The organism is Roseofilum acuticapitatum BLCC-M154, assembly GCF_030068475.1.
GTDB lineage: Bacteria > Cyanobacteriota > Cyanobacteriia > Cyanobacteriales > Desertifilaceae > Roseofilum > Roseofilum acuticapitatum.
Genome location: NZ_JAQOSP010000019.1, coordinates 19,883 through 42,159 on the forward strand (window position 1 = coordinate 19,883; position 22,277 = coordinate 42,159).

Genomic DNA, 22,277 nt, shown 5'->3' on the forward strand with positions numbered 1-22,277 from the left:
ATAACGGGTAATGGGAGAGGAGTCAGGGATCGCGGATCAAAGTTGATTTTTTTGATCTCTACTTGGTTAGATGCTCCTGACTTTACCGATTACCGTTGATTCTAGATTAGGGTTTTAGCTATCACTGCGATCGCTCTTTTCTGCTTCGAGTTCCTGACTGGGTTCGCTGGTGTCATCAGGGGTGGGTTCGGGTTCTTCTTCTGGAGCAGTGGCGACCTTAACCATGGCATGGCGTAATACACGATCGTTGATCAGATAGCCTCGCATCAGTTCTTCTGTAACTGTACCTTCCGGATATTCTGAGGTGGCCTCTTTCATGACCGCTTCATGAAGATTGGGGTCAAATTCTTTCCCTTCTGCTCGCATGGGCGAAACGCCAATGCGTTTGAGACAGTCTACCAATTGTTTGTAAACACTTTGATAACTTTTGTGAATAGTCATTTCCCCATCATTTTGGGGTTTGATGTGCGATCGCGCTCGCTCAAAGTTATCCACCACGGGCAGCAATTCTTGTATGGTCTTACACTTAACTTGATCTTCTAAATCCCCTTTTTCTTTTTGCGTCCGTTTGCGGAAGTTATCAAAGTCGGCTCCTAAACGCTGATATTGAGCTTTCACTTCGTCGTAACTCTGTTTTAAGGTCGCTAATTCAGATTCCTTGCTGGCTAGAACTTCGGCTAAAAAAGCAGCTTGTGCCACGTCTGCCTCATGGACAGCCGGATTGACAGCCTCTGAAGAGGGTTCTGTTGCCTCACTCGCGATTTTTTCCTCCCCTGGAGTCTGCTCTATCCCTTGCTCCGCTTCCACACTGACCGTTTCTGGAGGGGGTGCAGAAACATTCCCTGGATTTTCTGCGGTATTCAAGGGGTCTTCAGGGGTCTGATTCTGGGAATTTTCGACTTGCTTTGACTCATCCATCATGGGCGGTAACCTGATCTAACTCGCTACATCTACAATTATCATGCCGGTAAGGGATCTCAATCTTGACCCATCGCCGTAGCTCTAGTTTTTTAGCTTATCCTGTCTTTTGACGGTTTGACGGGAGGATTGAATAAAATTTTGGCTTAAGTTTTGTTCCAGAAGTCGGTCTCAATCTGGTCGGTTCCTTTCACCATTAGGTAACATGCATAATAGTAGCATGAAAGGATTAGCTGCAAGCTCCCTTACTGTTACTCCTAAGAAATGCCTAGTTTCTTCCGAGGATATCTAAATTAATTCATATTAGAGGAGATCTCCACCCCCTATGACAAAATCCCCCATGCAACGCCGACAGCAGTCTAAAGCCTTGATTGCTGTGGCTAATAATCTCTCTCCCTTTGGCAATAAACTGGTTCAGTCTGGTTTTATTGAGAAGGATGAGATGGAAAAGGCTCTGGTGGAAAGCCGCAAAAGTAAGCGATCGCTCACTGACGTACTTGAACAACTCACCGGTAAGCAACTTTCCCCAGACCTGGTTCGCCAGTACAAAAAACAACAACTTTTTGAACTCAAAATTCTCTACGGTGTCGATTCCCTCGATCCGGAAATTAATGAAATTGATACCCATCAAGTCAATGAACTCATTGATACCTTGATTCCGTTAGATCTCTGTCGCCGTTATCAATTGGTTCCCCTCTCTAAAAATAATGCGAATCCTCCAGCCGTATTAGTGGCTTTGGTCGATCCCGATAACCTGGCAGCTCAGGACGACCTCAATCGAGTCTTGCGTCCCCAAGGATTGACCATGAACCGGATGGTGATTACCCCGGAAGATTTCCAAGCGATTATCTCCAAGTATCTAGACGAACAAGTTAAAAAAGCACCCGATCCTAAAAAAGTTGATTCTAAACAGCTAGAAATTGATATCAGTCAGTTCGGAGATGTCGATCTCGAAGATGCTGGGGATGATGAAGTTTCTGATGCTGACCTGAATAAAGCCCTAGGAGATGCTGAAAGTGCCCCCGTAATTAAGGCGGTTAACCAGATTCTCGCGAAAGCTTTATCAGATGGAGTCTCCGATATTCATGTGGAACCCCAAGAAGAAAACCTGCGGGTACGCTTCCGTAAGGATGGGGTCTTACAACAGCCGTTTCCACCCTTTCCGAAAAAGATTGTGCCAGCAATTACATCCCGATTCAAAATTATCTCCGATCTTGATATTGCGGAACGACGCAAGCCTCAAGATGGTCGGATTCGCCGGGTGTTCCAAGGCCGTAAAGTAGACTTCCGGGTAAATACCCTGCCGTCACGCTACGGTGAAAAAATTGTGCTGCGGATTTTGGATAACTCCTCGACGCAGTTGGGCTTGGATAAATTAATTACCGATCCAGAAACCCTGGAAATGGTGCGAGAGATGGCTTCTCGTCCCTTTGGACTGATTCTGGTGACGGGGCCCACGGGGTCGGGTAAATCGACGACCTTGTATTCGATTTTAGCTGAACGCAACGATCCAGGGATCAATATCTCCACGGCTGAAGACCCGATTGAATACGCCCTGCCCGGAATTAACCAGGTGCAGGTGATTCGGGAAAAAAATATGGACTTCTCCGCCATTCTGCGGGCGTTCTTGCGGCAAGACCCGGATGTGATTCTGGTGGGGGAAACGCGGGATAAGGAGACGGCAAAAACAGCCATTGAAGCGGCTCTGACGGGACACTTGGTATTGACGACCTTGCATACCAATGATGCATCCGGTGCGATCGCCCGCTTAGATGAGATGGGCGTAGAACCCTTCATGGTCTCTGGGGCGCTCCTAGGAGTCGTTGCCCAACGGCTAATGCGACGAGTCTGTAGTGAGTGTCGCATTCCCTATACCCCCACTCCAGAAGAACTCTCTCGCTTTGGATTATCGGCTGCCAAAGAAGGGAATTTAACCCTCTATAAAGCCAACACCATCCCCCCCGATGAACGGGCTGAGTTAAAGGAAAAAGATGAACTGTGTCCCAAATGTAATGGGGTAGGATATAAAGGACGCTGTGGAGTCTATGAACTGCTGCGGGTGACCGAAAATCTCCAAGTTCTGATTAACCAAGGCGCACCCACGGAACGGATTAAAGAAGCAGCCGTTGAAGAAGGCATGGTTACCCTATTAGCCTACAGCTTAAACCTGGTTCGGGAAGGCTCGACTACTCTGGAAGAAGTCGAGCGGGTAACCTTTACCGATAGTGGTTTAGAGGCAGAACTCAAAGCCAAACGAAAAGTGGGCTTGACCTGTCGCGTCTGTTCAGCCGGTCTCCAGCAAGAATGGATAGATTGTCCCTATTGCATGACCCCACGATTTAGTGACTAATTATGACCTAATTTATAGCCAGAGGACTCTGGCTTAATGTTCACTCTCACCCAAACATTTAGGAGAAGCACCCATGAGTTACATGATCGAAGATGTAATGGAATCCTTGGTTGAACAAGGAGGATCGGATATGCATATTCAAGCCGGTGCGCCGATCTATTTTCGCATTAGTGGTAAATTAACCCCCCAGCCTCAGTTTGGGGAAATGCTTGATGGGCCAGATTGTCAACGCCTCATCTTTTCGATGCTCAACAATAACCAGCGTAAAGATTTGGAACAAACCTGGGAATTGGACTGTGCTTATGGGGTTAAAGGACTCTCTCGCTTCCGGGTGAATGTGTATCGGGAACGGGGCTGTTATGCAGCTTGCTTGCGTGCTTTAGCTTCTAAAATTCCTAACTTTGAAAAGTTAGGGGTTCCAGAAATCATGCGAGAAATGTCGGAACGACCTCGTGGCATGGTCTTGGTAACGGGACAAACCGGGTCGGGTAAAACGACAACCATGGCGGCAATTCTAGACTTGATTAATCGTACCCGCGCTGAACATGTTCTGACGGTGGAAGACCCGATTGAGTATGTTTTCCCCAATATTAAGAGTTTGTTTCACCAACGGCAACGGGGAGAAGATACCAAGAGCTTCTCTAATGCCCTGAAAGCGGCTCTGCGGGAAGATCCAGATATCATTCTGGTGGGGGAAATGCGGGACTTGGAAACCATCAGTCTAGCGGTATCGGCGGCGGAAACGGGTCACTTGGTCTTTGGAACCATGCACACGAATAATGCCGCAGGTACGATTGACCGATTATTGGATGTGTTCCCTCCCATTCAACAGCCCCAAATTCGGGCGCAAATGTCTGGCTCTATGGTGGGGGTTTGTTCCCAAAACTTGGTGGCTAAAATGGGTGGAGGACGCTGTGCGGCTCAGGAGATTATGGTGAATACGCCAGCTATTGCTAACTTGATTCGGGAAGGCAAAACCACTCAGATTTACTCGGCGATTCAAACGGGTGGGAAAATGGGAATGCAGACGATGGAGATGGCCTTGGCGAAATTGGTCAATGATGGCAAAGTCTCCTATGAAGATGCGATCGGTAAATGTAATAAAGTCGATGAACTAACTCGTTTGGTTCAACCAGCTAAAGCCAAATAAAACTTCTATTTTGGCTTCTCAGTTCAATCTGCCCACCCCAATGATTTCAAGAATAATGAACCATGCCTGAATTTGTTGCTGATGTTCGAGACTCGATGGGAAATGCCAAGCGAGAAACCGTCAAAGCGGCCTCCGTTGGTGCAGCTCGTGCTGAATTACTCAGTCGAGGTTTAGAGGTAGGTACAGTCAAAAAAGCCCCGCTGTTTGGCATTGACTTTGCTAACCTTGACATGGATGAGTTAAACGAAAATTTTGCGGCGGCAACTGCGAGTGTCACCGTTAAAGATAAAGCCATCTTTTCTCGCCAGTTTGCTGCGATGGTCAATGCTGGGGTGGGAATGGTGCGCTGTCTAGGGGTTTTAACAGAACAGTGTGAAAATCCTAAACTGAAGAAAGCGCTCAAAGCAATTTCGGCAGAAGTGCAAGAGGGGTCAAGTTTATCTGAGTCAATGGGTAAACACCCGGATTGTTATGATGACCTGTATGTAGCAATGGTTTCAGCCGGAGAAGTTGGGGGGGTACTCGATGATGTCCTCAACCGTCTTGCAAAGTTGCTGGAAGATTCGGCTCGGCTGGAGAACCAAATTAAATCAGCCATGTCTTATCCCACTACGGTGGGGAGTTTGGCGGTGATTATTTTCGTTGCCTTAACGGTGTTTCTGATTCCCACTTTTGCTGATATCTTTGCTGATATTGGGGTAGAGTTGCCTGCCTTTACTCAAATGATGTTGGTAATTAGTGGGTTTTTGACAGATTTCAAAAAATCAGTTCCTGTCGTCGTGGGGTTGATTGTTCTAAAGATTGTTTATGATAACTGGTACAAAACTCCTCAAGGTAAGAAAATCATGGATAAACAGTTCCTGAAAGTGCCTTTGTTTGGGGATTTGATTAAAAAAACGGCGACGGCTCGGTTTTGCCGAACCTTCGGAACCCTATCCCGTGCAGGGGTTCCCATTCTTACGTCTTTAGAAATTGTCCGGGATACGTCTGGAAATCAGACGATTGCGGATGCGGTAGAAGCTTCCCGCCAAGAAATCCAAGGAGGGGGGATGATTAGCGCGGCTCTTGACCGGTATCAAGTTTTTCCTGCCCTGGCGATTTCGATGATTAGTATTGGGGAAGAAACGGGACAAATTGACCAAATGCTGATGAAGGTGGCTGACTTCTATGAAGATGAAGTGGAACAAGCGGTTAAAGGGTTAACCAGTATGCTCGAACCGGTGATGATTGTGGTCATTGGGGGTATGGTGGGTTCGATTTTGCTGGCGATGTACCTACCGATGTTTAAGGTGTTTGAAACGATGTAACCTCTGGAAGTATAACGGGGAAATGACCCTAGGGTAGGGTGAATTCTCCGTTGTGCTATCTCTTGATAACGGTATCAATTCAGGATAATGACGATCAAAAAATCCTATTATGAAGCGCTATTAGCAGAATACAGTAGTCTGAAGTCGGCGATCGCCCTGTTGCGCCAACATCGCCCCTATGTCGAATTTCTGCCCAGTCTCCGAAGACCCGAAGAGAGCTTGATTTCCATCCCCTTACCCATTGTGGACTTGAAACCGAGAGAAATGATCTCGGAAGGTCTTCATCAGCCTCCCATTGGATTAACACAGCTCCCCTGCGATTTGGGTTTTTTGATGTGCGATCCGGAGTGGAAAATTAAAACTGGAGTAGAGATTTTTGTATTTATTCATCGGCCAGGGGAAGACTTTTCCGATCTCTTAGGACGCTGGAGACAAACTCAGGTTTGGTTAGATGGCGATTATCAGTGGGTGATGCCTCGAAATTATTCCCATATCATTAGTGAAGGTTCAGACCGAATTTTACCGATCTTTGTTCTGTTTCCAGAAACACCAGAGCGAATTAAACGAGGATTACAAGGCGCTGGTTTACCGTTTTTAATCCAAAATCCTTCCCTATTACTGGAAGAAGATTTCCAGAATATGGAACTCGAAAATTTAGATGCTCAATCTTATGATATCTAGCCCAGTGATTCCTGCTGCTGATTATTCTATGATTTTCAGCAAAATGGGAAAATAGTCTTCTCCTGGAGAAATTGTTGTAATGTTAAAGGGAATTTTCTTAGGCAAATTTCGTTGTGTTAAGAGCAAATGATTACAACTTTGGAGCAGCATTAAATTCAATCCCCCATCATCTCCAGTTCCCCTAAAATCGGTTCGTAAGCCGATAATGGGGATTTTTTTAGCATAAGCATAACCCACTTCAAAACAGGTTCCAGAATCTGCATCCGCACCGTCTAAAATAACTAATACTAGATGGGCATGATTAAGTCCATATAAACATTTTTCAAATATGTCTTCAGTTGTAGTCAGGTCTTTTGCTTCTTCTTGGGGTAAAAACATAGTGTGTCCGGCGGATTTTAAGTTTTGGGCTAATTTAGCGTTAAACTCTTGCTCGGCTTGTGTAAATAAGGGTGCAGCCAGATAAATCCAAGAGGGTTGATTCAGCATGGATAATGATTCACATAAGTATCTAATAATAGCAGTGTATCATTACTTTTCGTGAGTAGTCGCTGTATCAAGCCAAAAAAATATCGGGTGGCATCAACCACCCGATCGCCAAATCTCCGATCGCAACCCGGACTTATGAATCCGCTTTTTGCCCTCCCATAACTTGAGAAGTTAACCCAGAAATCGTCTTGTAGAGTTCTTGGCGAGTAGAGGCTTTAAGCATATAGCGCCATACAAACCAAACCGCATAGGAAATTCCCACCAGTTCAAAGAGGGGTGCGAGAACAAAGCCCAGAAGAGGGATATGATTCACCGCATCCAAAACCGCTAAGGTAAGATAAACCGCAACCAACGCGGTAATCACCAAGGCTACGTTAACTAAGGGTTTTTGATAGGTAACAAAAAATTCACCGATATAGTCCGTTAACCGAGAGAGGATGGTCAGCACTTGGTTAACCGTGTCTTGTCCAGAGGAAGAAGCCATAACGGGAGAAGCCGAAGGGGACTCGACTAACTCAGCTTTCGGAGTCGGTACAGGGGCCGATACTGGCTCTGGAGTTGGAGTTGGGGCTGGAGTAGGGTTTTTTTCAGGTTCTTTACTTTGCATAATTTTCTCAATCTCAATCAGATTAAAGGGGTCTGGGTGAGGAGGATTCGTCGATCATCACTAATCAAGTGAGCCTCATGTGCTAATGCTCAGACCTACTTGAGACTAGAGCAGAGTTTGATCATTGGCAAGACTTCAGTCACAATTAGAAACTTAAGCTGAAGAAAAATAAAGGTGCGTTAGCTTAGGGTAGCGCACCCAGAAAACAATATCCCACTTCTTAAACAGAAGTATAGAAATTATGGATTGGCTTCTTCAGGGGGTTGAGTAGATTCAGGACGGGAGTTGAGTCGTTCGAGCTGCTGTTGACGAAATTTCGCCGCCGCATCATCGAGATTTTGTTGTTGGTCGATGCTGAACTGTTGGGAGTCTTGCATCTGGTTACCCCGTTGCATATTGTGCATCAAGTCAAAAAAAGGATTCTTACTGCCCTGATTGGAAAAGATACCGGAACCGCCGTCGTGAGTTTGGATATCTCCGAGGGGATCGATGGTATTTTGAGCAAAACTGGCTTGAGTCCCCAGGCCCAGACTGAGGCCAGCCAGGAGGGTAAACAGGGTATACTTGAAGGGTTTGATGGACATGGAACCTCCGGAAAATCGAGAACTAGGATAAACGACGACGCAGTAGGGGTTGGATTCCGAGGAGGGCGATCGCATCGACGACCAATAGCACCAATAAACACCCTCCGAGGGAAAGATTACCCCAGGGAGCAGCCATTACTATACTACCTAATCCCCAATCGGAATGGATATAGAGATAGCGAATTGGCTCAATGGCATAACTGAGGGGATTGAGGCTAGAGATGATTTGTAACCACTGGGGCATGAAGGAGAGGGGGGCTAGGGCGCTACTGGCGAAGAGTAGGGGCAGGTTGACGACGAAAATCACGGCGATCAGTTCGATATGGCCGGGAAGGGCAAAGCTCAGGCCTAAGCTGACTCCGGTTACGCCTAAGACCAACAGAAGAACAATGAGGGTAATCAGGGCGAGTCCAGAGAGGGTGGGGAATCCTGCACCTAAAAAGATACCGACGATCATGATGGCTGCGGTTTGGATTAGGGCTAGGGTAACCATATAGATGGCGCTGGCAAGGACAATGGAGTAGCGAGAGCTTAAGGGGGCGACCAATAGCCGGTTGAGAAAGCCAAATTCCCGGTCAAACATGACGGGGAGTCCGGCATTGAGGGCCCCGGAGAAGGCAGTAAAGACGATGACACCAGCCCCTAGGAATTGCCCATAGTTGAGGCGATCGCCTAAAAATCCTTCTGGGGCATTTTGAAACAGGGCCCCAAAGAGAATTAACCACATCAGGGGCTGAATCACTCCAGCAATCAGGGTTGCTGGACGGCGCTGGAGCTGAATAAACAGGCGCTTTGTCAGAGCTAGGGTTTCTTGCACCAGTTCCCCAAAGGAGAATTGGGAACGTTGTTTTAGAGTGCTGATATCCAGGTCAAGATTAGATTGAGGGGATGTAACAGTCATCGGTTTATCTGGGTTAAATGGTTTTATAGCATTTTTTGCCCTCATCCCCCAGCCCCTTCTCCCACGGGAGAAGGGGAGCAGAAGTCCCTCTTGGAGTGGGAGAGGGATATAGGGAGAGGGCATTTTGAGATTAACGCATATTTTGTTTTTTTTCTTTCTTCAAATCCCGCATACCTGCGGCGGCTAGTTCTGCATCCATCAGGGTTCGTCCGGTAGCTGCTAGGTAAACATCATCTAAACTGGGTCGAGATTGGGCAATACTAAACAGGGGTAATCCGGCTTGATTCAAGGACTGTTGTACGTCCATTAATAGGGTTGATGGCGAGGCTGTTGGATCGCTGTTGACGACTAGGTTTAAGGAATTGCCCTGAGCGCTATTGATAATGACCTCTTGAACCCTGGGTAAGCCTTGCAGTAGGGCTTTAGCTTGTTCGGCTTCATCGGGGGGGCAAAATTCCCGAATTCTGAGGGTAATGCGATCGCCCCCTACTTGGGTTTTTAGGTCTGAAGGGGTTCCACAGGCAATGACTTGACCTTGGTCAATGATAGCGACGCGATCGGCTAAAACATCCACTTCTTCTAGATAGTGGCTGGTGATTAGAACCGTGGTTCCTGCATCTCGCAACTCTCGCAGGAAGTCCCATACTACCACCCGACTTTCAATATCTAGGCCGACCGTGGGTTCATCTAACACCAGAACCTTGGGTTGATGCAACAGTCCGGCGGCCAAATCGAGTCGTTTGCGAATTCCCCCCGAATAGGTTCCCGTTTTCTGGTCGGCAAAATCTTGGATACCCAAGCGGTTAATCATCTCTTGTACGCGATCGCCAATTTCAGGGCGAGGAATATGATACAGAGCTGCTTGCAGGTTCAATAATTCCCGACCCGTTAACACTTTATCTAGGGCCACTTCCTGAGCCACATAGCCTAACAGTTGTCGCGTCGCCTTCGGATAATCGACCACAGAAATCCCAGCGACCTCCAGTTGGCCACTATCTGGCGTGCTGAGGGTGCATAAACACCGCAGAGTAGTCGTTTTTCCGGCTCCATTGGGCCCGAGTAAACCGAAAATTTCTCCCGGTCGAACCTCTAGGGATACATCTTTAACCGCATCAATGTTGCCATATCGTTTTTTGAGATTTTGAATCAGAATCGCTGGAGTCATGGGTTTGAGGGCGTATCATCGACGAGAAAATAGGAACAAGAATAACCCCTCTAGAATACTATCTAGAGGGGAGAGAGGAGAGAGAATCACTACTACCAAACTTGACGCTTGCTGCACACTAGCTAACAGCAAAAGAGATAAATACGAGAAGACCCACGAATACTGCGGCGACACCCCCCATAATTGCGTATTGGGTTTTTTGACCTTGGGTTGGAGGTTCTGCTTGATATACTTTCGGCTCTCTTGCAAAATTGTTGAGACGGCCGCCTTCTTCTGTGGTATATGGCATGGGGTTAACTCCTGGGTTTCTTTATGATAACTATCTTAACAAATGTTTACAAAATTGGCTAGGGTTGGGAGAAATTTTTTTTATAACCCATGACCCAATTTCCTCAAAATGCTGGTGGCAATGGCTTCTGGGGGTAGGATCTGGCGGACTGCACCCAGGGCGATCGCCTGGTCTATGGCAGGGTAAGGTTGGGTTTGAGCCTCTCACCCCTTGTTTAGATTCTAGAGGAACTGAAATGAGTCTGGGCTGGCGAGGATGCATAATGTTGTCGTAGGAACCCGATCTCCGGGTGTGGGGTTTAACCGATGAGTGCAAAGGATCGCTTTCATGATGTTGTTAGAGTAGGATTAGAAAAGGAAGGTTGGACAATCACAGCCGATCCCCTGAGCTTGAAATTTGGGGATTCACAAATTTATATTGATTTAGGTGCAGAAAGAATCCTAGCTGCCCAAAAGGGTGAGGAAAAGATTGCGGTTGAAATTAAAACGTTTGCTAGTGATTCTCTGATGTTCGGTTTTCATCTAGCAATTGGACAGTTCATCAATTATCAAGTCGCCCTCGAAAATTTAGAACCCTCCCGGAGTCTCTATTTGGCTGTACCCCAGGAAATTTATGAGACCTTCTTTCAGTCTTTACTCCCTCAATCTGTTATTCAGAAACATCAAATTAAATTACTGATTTACGACCCCCCAAATGAGGTAATTGTCACATGGATAACCTAAATACATATCGGCAATTGATTGAAGATATCTTAACTGAATTATACGGTTATAGTCAGAGTAATCAGACTCCAGGAGTGGATGCACAAATCATTTGCGATCGCGACCATGACCACTACCTGCTGCTCGATGTCGGTTGGCACGAGCGAAAATATGTCTATGCCGTTTTTGTCCATATCGATATCAAGGATGGCAAAATCTGGATACAGCGCAATAACACAGAAATAAATATCGCCGAACGCCTGCGGGAAAGCGGTGTTGATCGGGATAATATTGTTCTTGGTTCCCATTCCCCTTTCTTGCGTCAGTTCTCTGGATACGCGATCGCCTAGCCAGAGCAATCCTTGAGCAACCCTAAATCCACTAGACAACCAATTTCCTCAAAATGGCGGTGGCAATGGCTTCTGGGGGTAAAACCTGGCGGACTGCACCCAGGGCGATCGCCTCTTTGGGCATTCCAAAGACCACACAACTGGCTTCATTTTGGGCTAAAGTAAAGCCTCCAGCCTGAAAAATAGACAATAGACCATCGGCCCCATCCCGGCCCATTCCCGTCAGCAAAACGCCAATACTGCGGCTCTTGTAGTATTGAGCGACAGAATTAAAGGTCACCGTAATCGAGGGACAATGGCCCCCAAATCCGAGGGTACGACTGTAGGCAAAACAGCCTTGACGATCGAGGATGAGATGGGATAGCTCAGGGGGAAAATAGATATGACCGGGTTGGGGGCGATCGCCTGCTAGGGCAATACTAATGGGAAGAGAACAATGGGTTGATAGCCAATCAATAAACCCTTGTAAAAAGCCTTGACTGATATGTTGCACGCAAATCACCGGAACCGGTAAATGGGCAGGAAATTGGCTTAAAATTTGCTGTAGCACTTGGGGCCCACCGGTGGAAGCTCCTAGAGCGATCAGGCCCAAATGGGTGTTTTTAAAGGTGAAGGATTGAGGAGAAAACCGGGAAGGAGGGGTTGAGAGAACGGTAGAGATAGACTGCTTTACAACCGGTGCAGCAGGAGTGCTTACTATCCGAGAGCGCTTATGGTTAGTAAACACAGTCACCCCAGCTAACACCTTAACCTTATTGATTAAAGCCTGTTGAATGCGATCGCTATCTACCCCTAGTCCCCCTTCCGGTTTCGGAAAGACATCCACCGCTCCCGCTTCCAACAGTTGGAAGACTTGATGGGTATCCTGTTCCTGCACCGAAGAACTAATGACTAAAATCGGTTTAGGTCGAGTGGACATAATTTCCTGGGTTAAGGCTAACCCGTCCATTTCTGGCATGTGTAAGTCTGTACAAATAACTTGGGGATTAACTTGGGCAATCAAGCCGAGCGCCTCTTTTCCGGTGCGTGCTGTCCCCACCACCTCAATATCTGGAGAAGAATTGAGCATCCGCTTGAGGATCGTTAGCGCAATCGGGGAATCTTCAACAATAATCACTCGAATTGGCATTCAAGGGGACTCCAATGGGGAATAGGGGGATCGGGCGATGATTCATCAGAATTTTGGGCCTGAAACCCCGTCCTTTTAGGACGGCTTTGTGGTATAATAACATTGGTCAATGACCCACCCGCGACGCAGACGTAACAGAAAGCCTTTACGTGACGAAATCGGGTTTCAACCCGTGGCGCAGAAAGCTCGGTAGACCGGGAAAAGAGGATAGGGCACTAAAAAGTCTAAACTGTAAAAGTTTTAACCCTAGAATCAAACTTAAAATTGGAATTTCCCATTTGAGATTTCAACACATAAGAACCGCAGGACTTGCGGGGATAGTCTGTGGAGCGAACGTAAGACCAAAGCTCACCAGTGGGTGGAGGCTGTTGCACTGAAGCAGAAACCTAAATCGTGAGGTTTCCGCAAGCGGACATGAATAGGAATCACCGTGGCAACAGCGCCCGGTGAGGATGTCAAGATTTAATGATTGATGCTGCATAAGTTGCGATCATGAAATCACCATCATTACCTGAGCGTGCGATCGGAGGAATTAAAACGGTATCAACCTTGCTGATGAGCGGGGCGATCGCCTTAGAATCCTATAATCTAATCGATCCGTTTATTTCTCCGTCTCTGCCGATCGGGGTGACTGGGTTAATTATACTAGAGCGCATAGCAGTCAGTATTCATCTTCTAGAGGCGATCGCCGCCGCTTATTTAGCTCCCTCTCGTCAGCAACATCCCCTGAAAACCTGCATTTATACCTTTTTTGTCGGAACCGTTGGCTTATGGGAGTTGCTGGCAACCCCTCGTACTGGGGAATAGGATGGGGAGAGTCGCCAACCAGAAAAATTTTAATTTTTAATTGATCATGCGTGTCGTTTTATGTGGATATTATGGCCAGGGCAATGCCGGAGATGAGGCCCTATTGGTGACGCTCTTGCAGATGTTGCCCAAAAATGTGACTCCTGTGGTCATCTCCGCTAATGGCGAGGAAACCCAGCAACAGTATGGGGTAGAAACTTGCGATCGCACCTCCATAGCAGATTTGTGGCGTGCGATAGCTGCGGCAGACGGGTTTATCTGGGGAGGAGGCAGTTTAATTCAAGATGTCACCAGTTGGCGATCGCCCCTTTATTATTTCGCCCTCATGGCCCTAGCGCAACGGATGGGGAAAATTACCCTCGCTTGGGGACAAGGAATCGGCCCCTTAAAGGCTGCCATAACCCGCCAATTAGCTCGGTCATTGTTCAGTGGATGTACGGCAGTGAGTGTGCGCGATCGCCAGTCCGCTCAACTGTTAACCGATTGGCAGATTCCCTTTACCCTGGCTCCCGATCCCGTTTGGGCTTTAGAACCCACTCCTATTCAAGACTTGGAGCATTTACCCGATCGCACCATTGCCGTCGTCTTGCGTCCCCATCCTCAGCTTACCGGCGATCGTCTGCAAACCCTGACAGAAGCCTTAATTGAAGCTCAGGAGCAAACCGGAAGTTATCTATTATTCTTGCCCTTTCAACCCAAAACCGATTTAGAAATAGCCCAAAAACTCTATCAAGCCATACCCCAGGGGAGCCAAATTTGGATCGGCGATCGGCCAGAACAGTATAAAACTATCTTTCAGAACGTCAAAATGGCGATCGCCATGCGACTCCATGGCTTAATCATGGCTGCTGCTGTCGGATGTCCCTGTTTTGCGCTCAGTTACGATCCCAAAGTCAGCCAACTGATGGAACAGCTTCATCTTCCCGGTTGGGAACTCGACCAGCTCCCCCCCAACCCCCAACAAATCAGCCAATCTTGGACAAATTTTTATCATCATCCTCAACCCCTCACCCCTACACAAATTGAAGAGATCATGACTCAAACCCTGCAACATCAAGAGATCCTGCATCAGGTTTTTTCTAGGTGAGGGAATGGGGGAAAACTGATATCAAGTCCGGATAATTTGTGAAGAAGCGGGCAAGATGCCCGCACTCCTCGAATTCTTTGATATAATATCAAGTCCGGTTAAACAGTTGTCATTGCGACCTCCGGGAAGCATTCGCGCTTCGCGTTTCACGCAAGCTTCGCTTTTCATGTCCGCGAAGCGGAAACGCCAAAACTACCGAGATAAAAGAGATTGCTTCACTCCACTGCGTTCCGTTCGCAATGACATACTATAGCTGATCCAACGGACTTGGTATGACTGGAGTGGGAGCATCTTGCTCCCTGGATTTTTAATTCCTGGATTTTTAATTAGGGTATTTCCGCTTCGCGGACATGAACAATCGGACTTGATATTACCCATTACTCTCGCTCAAAAGATTGGGTATTAAACTTAAGCGTCCGGCAATTTTCCGTCACCGTGCGAACCACATCATCCGGAACCCCTTCGGGAATTTCCGCCTGAATTTCTAGGGTAATTTTCACCCTTGCCCCCTGCAACGCGGTTAAGTGCTGAATAATTTCATTGGCGATCGCCGACACATCTCGATTCACCCGCATGGCATCCAGGTCAACATTACCATAAAATCGGCGCAGCACCGCCGCTTCAGCCATCGACTCAGGGCTGACTCCTTCAGCCACCACAAAATCAGCCGCCTTTTCCGACACCCTCCGTTGTTCTCTCTTCCCTGCTCCAGCAGTCCCAGGTTCGGGTTGCACCTTTGGCGCGGTTTGGGCTTTTTCATCGTCCCACTGTTTTTGGGCGATCGCCGGTTTTACCAGTAAGCTCTGGGGGCTAATGCTGGGGTGAGTTCCCGTCCCAGCCTGCAAACCCACATACTTTCCCCGCTCCTGATCGAAACCCTCTGCATAGGCAAAATGATCCGCCCAAATCGTTGACGCGACCCCACTTCGCACCGTATCGAGCAACACATCCCGATCCTTAAAGCGAGGCAGATAGAGATATTGGGTCAAATACTCCCAAAGTTGCTTTAAATCAATATGATGGCGATCGCGCCACAGCAACTGATCCAGATCCAAACGCAAATTAGCCGCCCCATAATTCTCCAACAAATCCCCCTCATCGATCGCCTTCTTACTGGCTCGCTCAAACAATGCAGCTTGGCCTTGTAACCGGTTTTCCTTCCATTCCAGCCCCCCTTGAGGCTCCAACTGAGTGGGAATCAGCAGCCATTGATAAGCCTCTCGGAGTCGATTATCCACATCCCCATTCGACTGTTCTAACTTCGTCTTTGCTTGCTTATCCTGAAACGCATCCAGATTCAGAGCATCCTTATCCTCAATAATCGAACGCCAAGCCAAATATTGAGCCGCCGTTTTATACAAATTGTCCAAATTTCCCTTATCCGCAGCCAAGAAAACCAGAGTATTTTTATAGTATCGAGGACTATTGCCCTTCTGATTCAGGGCCTCCTCTATCCATTGTCGGGCCGGACTCTCGCCACGACTATGGCCATACTCTGGAGACAGAACCACCAAGCGCACCCCCAAACTCGGATCGTCGGGAATATCCGCCGTTGACTCCGGAGCCACATGCACCGCACTAAAAGCCCCCCGCCCTCGCTGCTGCTCCTTCAACCGCTTAATCACCTCCTGTTGCACCGGATAGCCATCCTCCAGCACCTGATTCGCCCGTTCTTGGGCTGTGCGGTTCACATTCGGTTGAGTCGAAACCCAATACCGAGTCCCATCAATGTAGAGATAGGTCGCCTGATCCGTTAACCGACGCAGAGCATCCCCAAACGTCGCCACCGTCTCCCCCGGTTGCACACAAGCCAACTTAATCCGCCGGTCTTCCACCCCTCGATTGGCTGCCCGCAGCGTCGGCGCAGACCCCATATAAATCGATCGCGTCACCCGACGACAAGCCGAATAACGGCCCAGGTTCGGATTATCTCGGTCAAGGGCCAAGGGTAGAGAATTGGGCCCATCCACATCCTTATCCATCACCGGAATCCAATTATCCTCCAGATAGCGGGTTAGCTCCGACTGAATCTGGGAATCATCCATCGGTACATGGGCCGGCATAATCATCAAACTCTGGTCATTGCGTTCCCAAAGACAATGAATCACCTTCGCCATCAACCGCAACACCCCACGGGTACGCTGAAACTTGTCCAAACTTGACCAATCCTCATAGAGGCGATCGAACAACTCCGGATGAATCGGATAGGCCTCCCGCATCCGGCGCTCATACTCCCCCTCCTTGCACTCTGGGGGAAACTCCTGGCCCTGACCGCGATACATCTGGCAGAACGCCCGAATCGTTGTATCCCGTTGCACAAACAGACTCGGATCGCTCGTCGTCTCAAACAGTCGTCGGCGGACAATCTCAAAACTCTCCTGGGCGCTTGCCGGTCGCCAAGGAGACTCCACCCGCCCGATCGCATTTTTCAGTCGTTCTAGGGCATCCTTACCCCGCTCTCCTCCAATCTCAATATCCGAAGCCGGAATACTCACCACCAAAAACGTCTGCCTGGCATTTTTCGCCGACTCACTCAAGGTTTGGGCAAATGTAAAATGGGTATCAAAACTGCCCGCCGGTAGATCGCTCTGCTCGTGCAACTGCCTAGCATAGGCCACCCACTCATCCATCAAAATCAGCACCGGAGCATAGCGATTAAACAAATCCTTCAGAGTATCCCCCGGATTCGTCGCCGTCTCATCCGCCTCCCGGAGCATCTCATACCCCTCCCTACCCCCAAGCTGCCAAGCCAGTTCCCCCCATAGCGTATGCACCTCAGTGCCATCACTCTTGCAGTGAACCTGGCCCGGAGAAATCTTATTACCCACCAAAACCGCCGTATTCACATCATCCGGGAGCTTCTCCACCCCAGCCTCCTGCAAAATCGGCTCTAGTCCCGGCAACTCCTGCACCGGCACACCCAAACACAAATGATACAGCGCCAACATCGCATGAGTTTTCCCCCCTCCAAAATTCGTCTGGAGTTCAATCACCGGGTCACCCCCCTGGCCGCTCAACCGCCGCAGACCTCCCACCAGCAACTGCTTCAACCCCTCCGTCAAATAGGTACGGCGAAAAAACTCCGTCGGCAACCGATACTCATCCGACCCCTCATCCTTATACACCTGCCACAGATCCGCCGCAAACTCCGCCTGTTGATAGCGTCCCGAAGCCACATCCGGATGAGGAGTCATAATCTCCCGCCAAGGCTTCAACCCGGTCATCGGCTGTCCCTCCGTAGGGGCGATCGCCACCCGGCGACTTTCCCTGCGGGCCTGCTCCTCAAACCGCAACCGTAACAGCTCCTGCTTCTGCCGCTCCACCTGCTGCGCTTCTGGAGCCGAAATCGCCAACAACAAGCGCCCCACCGTATCCAAAGCGCGATAAGCATCATCCGTAGACAACTTGCCATTATGGGCCCAATCATTGCGGGTATCCCGCAACTCATTCACCATACTCCGTTCCGATCGCCCCAAGGTATGGCGAAACACATTATTCCACTGTTCCCACAGCACAATCAACAGTGCCGAAACATCCTCCTCCAGCACCTCCTTCACCTCTCGACGGGCCAAATAATGGTCAGGCAAACAAGCCGAAGCCGCACTCAACCAGCGATTACCATAACTCGATCTCATCTCCCGTTCCATAAACGGATAGAGACCTTCTCGCAGGAGAGTTAACGCTCGACCGACCCGTTCGTGATTGCTGATAGCCATAGGAATTTTGGGGGTGAAGGTTGACGTTGTGTCCTCTGTGGCTCTGTGGTGAGATGAACCACGGAGCCACGGAGGGCGGGGAGGGATTGATGTTTGGATTATAACTCTAAGGGTTGTCCGGTTTCAAGGGTGTTCTCTGTCACTTTGTGGTGGGATGAACCACGGAGCCACGCAGGGCGGGGAGGGGGGTTAGAGGTCTAGGGTTCCTTGGATGAGTTCTGTGGGTTTGAAGTCGCTGGCGAGGCGGCTGAGTTCGGGCCAGGCGATGACGAGGCTGTTGTAGGCGACTCCTTCTTGTGACCAGCCTTTTCGGTCGCAGAGGCTATAGAGGCGATAGGCTAGGTCTCTGGCGATTTCGGCGCGGTTGCCGAGTTGGGAGAGGAGTTCGGCCGCGCCGAGTTCTCCGTTTTGTTGCAGTTGGTGAATCAGGTGCTGGGTGATTTCCCAGTCGGGGGTGCGGTGGTCGGTTTGGGGACTCCAGTCCGGGGGTAGTTCTTCCCGTTTGAGTAGCCGCACTTTTCCCCCTTTCGAGTCTAAAATTCCCGCTTCTACTAGGCCTTGGACGCTCGTGTTTTTGGCTTTGGAGAGGGTTTCCGCTTCTCCATAAAGTCCGGGTTCAAATTGGTATTGCTCAAACCAGGTGAGGGCCCAACGGGTATCTCCATCAAATTCCCCTTCTTGCTCCGTGAGGAATTCATCTAAGATTTGGTTGATCAGTTGGAGAGCCGTGCGGACTCCCATGGCTGTGCCATCATTTTCTAGGACTGCCCCATATTTAGAGTAAACCGCCATCCCTGGGCCAATACTGGCCTGGGCCAAATCCACCGGGGCAATATTTCCCTGTTGCAACGTGGTTAACGCCTTGGGTAATTCCCGCTTCAGTTCCGTCAGAAACTGGCGACGGGTGGTTTTTGGTGCGTCAGTGGGACGGGGACGACAGACGAGGACAATGGAAGAGGCGAGAGCATTTGTACCACTGGCAACCATACGGTTACTTAACTCACTTCGCATCGGCCAAGTGCCACAAATACTAAAATTGGCTTGCATTAAGCCTTCTAACATAGTTTCCCATCCCGTAGAAGCCACGGATTCATTCGTTTTTCCTTTATTGTCCGCTTCCGCTTGTTTGAAAGCATAGTAAATCGTTACCGGATAATTCCGATCAGAGATAGCGTGCATCTGCTGGAACGCTTTCCCTAAACCCTGCTCAAAAAAATCTTTCGCCTTTTGTTTATCTCCATCAAAACGGTAGGGAGTTGCTACCAGTTCTTGAGCTTTAGGCACGAGAAGTGTACTAAAAATACGAGGATAAATCGATTGCAGGGAACGGCGCAGCCAAACATAGAAAAAGTCCGAAAGATCCGCATAGCCAATATTGTCATAGTAGGGCGGATCGGTAGAGATGAGTTTGGGGGTTGTGTCGTTGGGGTGAGGGGTGGTTGCGTCATGTTGATTGACTTGGGCAACACCATCGCCAGATAAAAGATTAAGAACTTTTACAACCCACTCAATTGAACCACAATAGTTACCTGAAGCATCTCCCAATGGATTCGATTCTGCATAGTCCCATGTCATAGGTAATGCTTGGCGACTAAATGTATTGATGATTCCACTTTGAGTTGGTGTTGGGTCCCATCGTCCGAGAGTTGAGCCTCTATCAGTAACTTTACTAGCGCCAAACGCCAAATAAACAGCGATCGCCTCACCATAAGCCCGTGCGCCAGTGCCGCCGTCACTCAAAGGCACATCATCATCCGGGAGACCCGAAGCAAGGGCATCGGCGATCGCCCGTTCTTTCGCCTCACTCACCAAATCACTAAACGTTGTCAGCGCCACCAGTTGGCGATCCGTGAAAAGGTCTCCCAAGTTAGGCATTCCGTAAGCTGGAGTTTGGAAATTACGATGTTTTTTAGGTAGTTCACCATCAGGTTTCCATGTTGGTTGAGCAGAATTAGCAATTTTTTCATGCTCTTCAGTAGGACTTATATAAATCCGGCCCTTTTCTCCTTCAGCAACTATCGCCATCAACTGCTGTTTTAATCGTCCTGCCCTGCCTTCACTTCGGATATATTCAAACTGAACAGGCGTATTACAAGCAATACAGACTGCACCTTTACGAGTAACAATTGTACCCTCCGGTACTTTCCCCTTCCCCGTTTTCACCTCAAACCCAACTCGACCAACCCCAGAACCACCACGGCTCAAAGACCCCCCCGTGCCCTCCGTGCCTCCGTGGTTCCCACCCTCTTTCACCTCAAACCCAACTCGACCAACCCCAGAACCACCACGGCTCAAAGCCCCCCCCGTGCCCTCCGTGCCTCCGTGGTTCAAACCCTCCCCATCCCCCTCATTCAAAACCTCCACCCAAGCCTCCTTCCCCCGCTTACTCGAAAGCTGAAAACTCCGCACCAAAGGCATCTCACACCCACAAGCCGGATTCGGACACACCACCGTCCGCGCCCACAACCAAGCAATAACAGTCGCCTCCGTGCCTCTGTCATTAATCTCCACCTTCGGATACAAATGCCCAATGCGCCCAAACGCCTCCTCCCGCATCCAAGCCCCATAGAAGCGCACATCCGCCGCCAACCCCTGGGCCCCCTTCCACGACTCCAAACCCCGCCGTTTCCGGTCATCCCCATTCACCGGCGGCAAATCCTTAAACCTTGGCGGAATCTCAATCAACGCCTTATTAATCAACACCGCCACCGGATTCAAATCACTCGCGTGAGCCTCCAACCCCAACCGTTGAGCCTCCAGAGGAATCGACCCACCCCCCGCAAACGGGTCATAAACCGGCGGCCCATACTCAGCAATATAAGCCCGCACCGCCTCCGGTTTTCGTGGCGGTTCCTCCCCCCGCTCCCAAGCCAAACAGCGAGCAATCTCCCTCTGAGCCTCCTCAACCACCTGTGGCTCCTTCACCTCATCCCAAGACACCAACCCCCGCACCACCTGCCTCTGATTCCCCTTCCCATCCGTCTCCACCACCATCCTCGCCAAAATATCAAACAACCGTTGCCGTTCCCGGTTCTGCTCCTCCTGAGTCCCAAACCGCTCCGGCCAACTACTCGGATCATCCACCAAAGAAGCCCACAACACCGCCCGACAAGCCGCCAACGGTCGCCGCGCCCACCACAAATGTAGAGTCGAAGGATGGCCATGGCGAATCGACTTCTCCCGTGCCGACTCCGCATTAATCGCCTCCAGGGGGAGAGCCACTTCAATCAACTTTTTACGATAACCCATAAATAAACCCACTTAAAACACAGCAATCAACCCTCCCCGTCCTCCGTGCCTCCGTGGTTAAAGAGACAAACCGCAGAGACACAAAGAACACAGAGATTAACCATTCACCAACCGTTTAATCCCCTGCTTAAGAATAGGGACATTAAAATTAATCAACAGACCCAGCCGCAGTTGGCAGAGCTTCAAATAAGTCAGCAATTGGGCCTGGTGAATCGGTTGCAGAGCCTGAACCGCCTTCAACTCCACGATAACCTGATTTTCCACCAACAAATCCAGCCGATAACCACACTCCAAGCCAATCCCCTTATAAACCACAGGAACCGGCACTTGCTCCGCCACCCCCATGCCTCGCTGTCGCAGTTCATACACCAAACAAGCCTGATAAGCGGACTCCAACAACCCCGGCCCCAAAGCCCGATGCACCTCAATCCCCGCCCCAATCACCTCCCCTGAAATCTCATCCAACTCCATCTCTCCGTGCCCTCCGTGGCTCCGTGGTTTTAATCTACCACAGAGACACAGAGATCACCAAGGAACTCTCCCCCTACGGAAATCTCTCCGTGCCCTCCGTGGCTCCGTGGTTTTAATCTACCACAGAGACACAGAGATCACCAAGGGACTCACCCCCTCCGGAAAGCTATCCGTGCCGTCCGGGGCTCCGTTGCTTTCATCTACCACAGAGCCACAGAGATCACCAAGGAACTCTCCCCCTACGGAAATCTCTCCGTGCCCTCCTTGGCTCCGTGGTTTTAATCTACCACAGAGACACAGAGATCACCAAGGAACTCTCCCCCTACGGA

19 protein-coding genes are annotated in these 22,277 nt (G+C 49.4%); 8 read left to right on the plus strand and 11 right to left on the minus strand.

Going from position 1 to position 22,277, the window contains the following annotated elements; translation table 11 throughout:
• Positions 1–114: 114 nt before the first annotated feature.
• Positions 115–918 carry a nucleotide exchange factor GrpE gene (gene grpE, locus PMG71_RS03120; protein WP_347179190.1) on the minus strand — a complete coding sequence of 268 codons (804 nt, stop codon included), beginning with the start codon at positions 916–918 and terminating at the stop codon, positions 115–117.
• 325 nt (positions 919–1,243) lie between these two features.
• Between grpE and PMG71_RS03125 the strand changes: the two genes are divergently transcribed.
• The 4 genes from PMG71_RS03125 (at position 1,244) to PMG71_RS03140 (ending at position 6,406) form a co-directional block, all read left to right on the plus strand.
• A complete protein-coding gene (locus PMG71_RS03125) occupies positions 1,244–3,268 on the plus strand; it encodes a GspE/PulE family protein (RefSeq protein ID WP_283752183.1) in 2,025 nt (674 codons plus the stop codon).
• A gap of 73 nt (positions 3,269–3,341) precedes the next feature.
• Entirely contained in the window at positions 3,342–4,418 is a 1,077-nt protein-coding gene (locus PMG71_RS03130) for a type IV pilus twitching motility protein PilT (protein ID WP_283752184.1), read from the plus strand.
• Positions 4,419–4,480: 62 nt separating this feature from the next.
• The gene (locus PMG71_RS03135) at positions 4,481–5,725 is read left to right on the plus strand and encodes a type II secretion system F family protein (RefSeq protein ID WP_283752185.1); all 1,245 of its coding nucleotides are present in this window, start codon (positions 4,481–4,483) and stop codon (positions 5,723–5,725) included.
• 87 nt (positions 5,726–5,812) lie between these two features.
• The gene (locus PMG71_RS03140; protein ID WP_283752186.1) at positions 5,813–6,406 is read left to right on the plus strand and encodes a hypothetical protein; all 594 of its coding nucleotides are present in this window, start codon (positions 5,813–5,815) and stop codon (positions 6,404–6,406) included.
• Positions 6,407–6,427: 21 nt separating this feature from the next.
• Here the strand turns inward: PMG71_RS03140 and PMG71_RS03145 are convergent, their stop codons facing one another.
• The 6 genes from PMG71_RS03145 to psb34 form a co-directional block, all read right to left on the minus strand.
• A complete protein-coding gene (locus PMG71_RS03145) occupies positions 6,428–6,892 on the minus strand; it encodes a nucleoside 2-deoxyribosyltransferase (RefSeq protein WP_283752187.1) in 465 nt (154 codons plus the stop codon).
• A 133-nt stretch (positions 6,893–7,025) separates the two neighbouring features.
• Complete coding sequence (locus PMG71_RS03150; RefSeq protein WP_283752188.1) at positions 7,026–7,499, minus strand: CAAD domain-containing protein; 474 nt, start codon at positions 7,497–7,499, stop codon at positions 7,026–7,028.
• Positions 7,500–7,738: 239 nt separating this feature from the next.
• Positions 7,739–8,083 carry a hypothetical protein gene (locus tag PMG71_RS03155; protein ID WP_283752189.1) on the minus strand — a complete coding sequence of 115 codons (345 nt, stop codon included), beginning with the start codon at positions 8,081–8,083 and terminating at the stop codon, positions 7,739–7,741.
• Between the two features lie 22 nt (positions 8,084–8,105).
• Positions 8,106–8,984 (minus strand): ABC transporter permease, encoded by an 879-nt coding sequence (locus PMG71_RS03160; RefSeq protein ID WP_283752190.1) that lies wholly within the window; start codon positions 8,982–8,984, stop codon positions 8,106–8,108.
• A gap of 130 nt (positions 8,985–9,114) precedes the next feature.
• Positions 9,115–10,149 carry an ABC transporter ATP-binding protein gene (locus tag PMG71_RS03165; RefSeq protein ID WP_283752191.1) on the minus strand — a complete coding sequence of 345 codons (1,035 nt, stop codon included), beginning with the start codon at positions 10,147–10,149 and terminating at the stop codon, positions 9,115–9,117.
• A 118-nt stretch (positions 10,150–10,267) separates the two neighbouring features.
• The gene (psb34, locus tag PMG71_RS03170) at positions 10,268–10,438 is read right to left on the minus strand and encodes a photosystem II assembly protein Psb34 (protein WP_283752192.1); all 171 of its coding nucleotides are present in this window, start codon (positions 10,436–10,438) and stop codon (positions 10,268–10,270) included.
• A gap of 305 nt (positions 10,439–10,743) precedes the next feature.
• Between psb34 and PMG71_RS03175 the strand changes: the two genes are divergently transcribed.
• Together PMG71_RS03175 and PMG71_RS03180 are read left to right on the plus strand one after the other, a co-directional pair.
• Positions 10,744–11,160 carry a XisH family protein gene (locus PMG71_RS03175; RefSeq protein ID WP_283752193.1) on the plus strand — a complete coding sequence of 139 codons (417 nt, stop codon included), beginning with the start codon at positions 10,744–10,746 and terminating at the stop codon, positions 11,158–11,160.
• Entirely contained in the window at positions 11,148–11,489 is a 342-nt protein-coding gene (locus tag PMG71_RS03180; RefSeq protein ID WP_283752194.1) for a XisI protein, read from the plus strand. Before PMG71_RS03175 ends, PMG71_RS03180 begins: the two co-directional genes overlap by 13 nt.
• 31 nt (positions 11,490–11,520) lie before the next feature.
• Here the strand turns inward: PMG71_RS03180 and cheB are convergent, their stop codons facing one another.
• Entirely contained in the window at positions 11,521–12,618 is a 1,098-nt protein-coding gene (gene cheB, locus PMG71_RS03185; protein WP_283752195.1) for a chemotaxis-specific protein-glutamate methyltransferase CheB, read from the minus strand.
• 492 nt (positions 12,619–13,110) lie between these two features.
• On the opposite strand from cheB, the gene PMG71_RS03190 reads away from it, so the two are divergent.
• Together PMG71_RS03190 and csaB are read left to right on the plus strand one after the other, a co-directional pair.
• A complete protein-coding gene (locus tag PMG71_RS03190; RefSeq protein WP_283752196.1) occupies positions 13,111–13,425 on the plus strand; it encodes a hypothetical protein in 315 nt (104 codons plus the stop codon).
• Positions 13,426–13,471: 46 nt separating this feature from the next.
• Positions 13,472–14,512: a polysaccharide pyruvyl transferase CsaB gene (gene csaB / locus PMG71_RS03195; RefSeq protein WP_283752197.1), complete on the plus strand. Its 1,041-nt coding sequence runs from the start codon at positions 13,472–13,474 to the stop codon at positions 14,510–14,512.
• Positions 14,513–14,889: 377 nt separating this feature from the next.
• Here csaB and PMG71_RS03200 read toward each other — a convergent pair whose 3' ends face one another.
• The 3 genes from PMG71_RS03200 to PMG71_RS03210 all read right to left on the minus strand — a co-directional run bounded on the left by PMG71_RS03200 (position 14,890) and on the right by PMG71_RS03210 (position 21,948).
• On the minus strand, positions 14,890–18,228 hold the full coding sequence (locus tag PMG71_RS03200; protein WP_283752198.1) for a Swt1 family HEPN domain-containing protein: 3,339 nt from the start codon (positions 18,226–18,228) through the stop codon (positions 14,890–14,892).
• 189 nt (positions 18,229–18,417) lie between these two features.
• Positions 18,418–21,477, minus strand: a complete 3,060-nt coding sequence (locus PMG71_RS03205) for a DUF1156 domain-containing protein (protein WP_283752199.1) — start codon at positions 21,475–21,477, stop codon at positions 18,418–18,420.
• 96 nt (positions 21,478–21,573) lie between these two features.
• Positions 21,574–21,948, minus strand: a complete 375-nt coding sequence (locus PMG71_RS03210; protein WP_283752200.1) for a GxxExxY protein — start codon at positions 21,946–21,948, stop codon at positions 21,574–21,576.
• Positions 21,949–22,277: the final 329 nt, after the last annotated feature.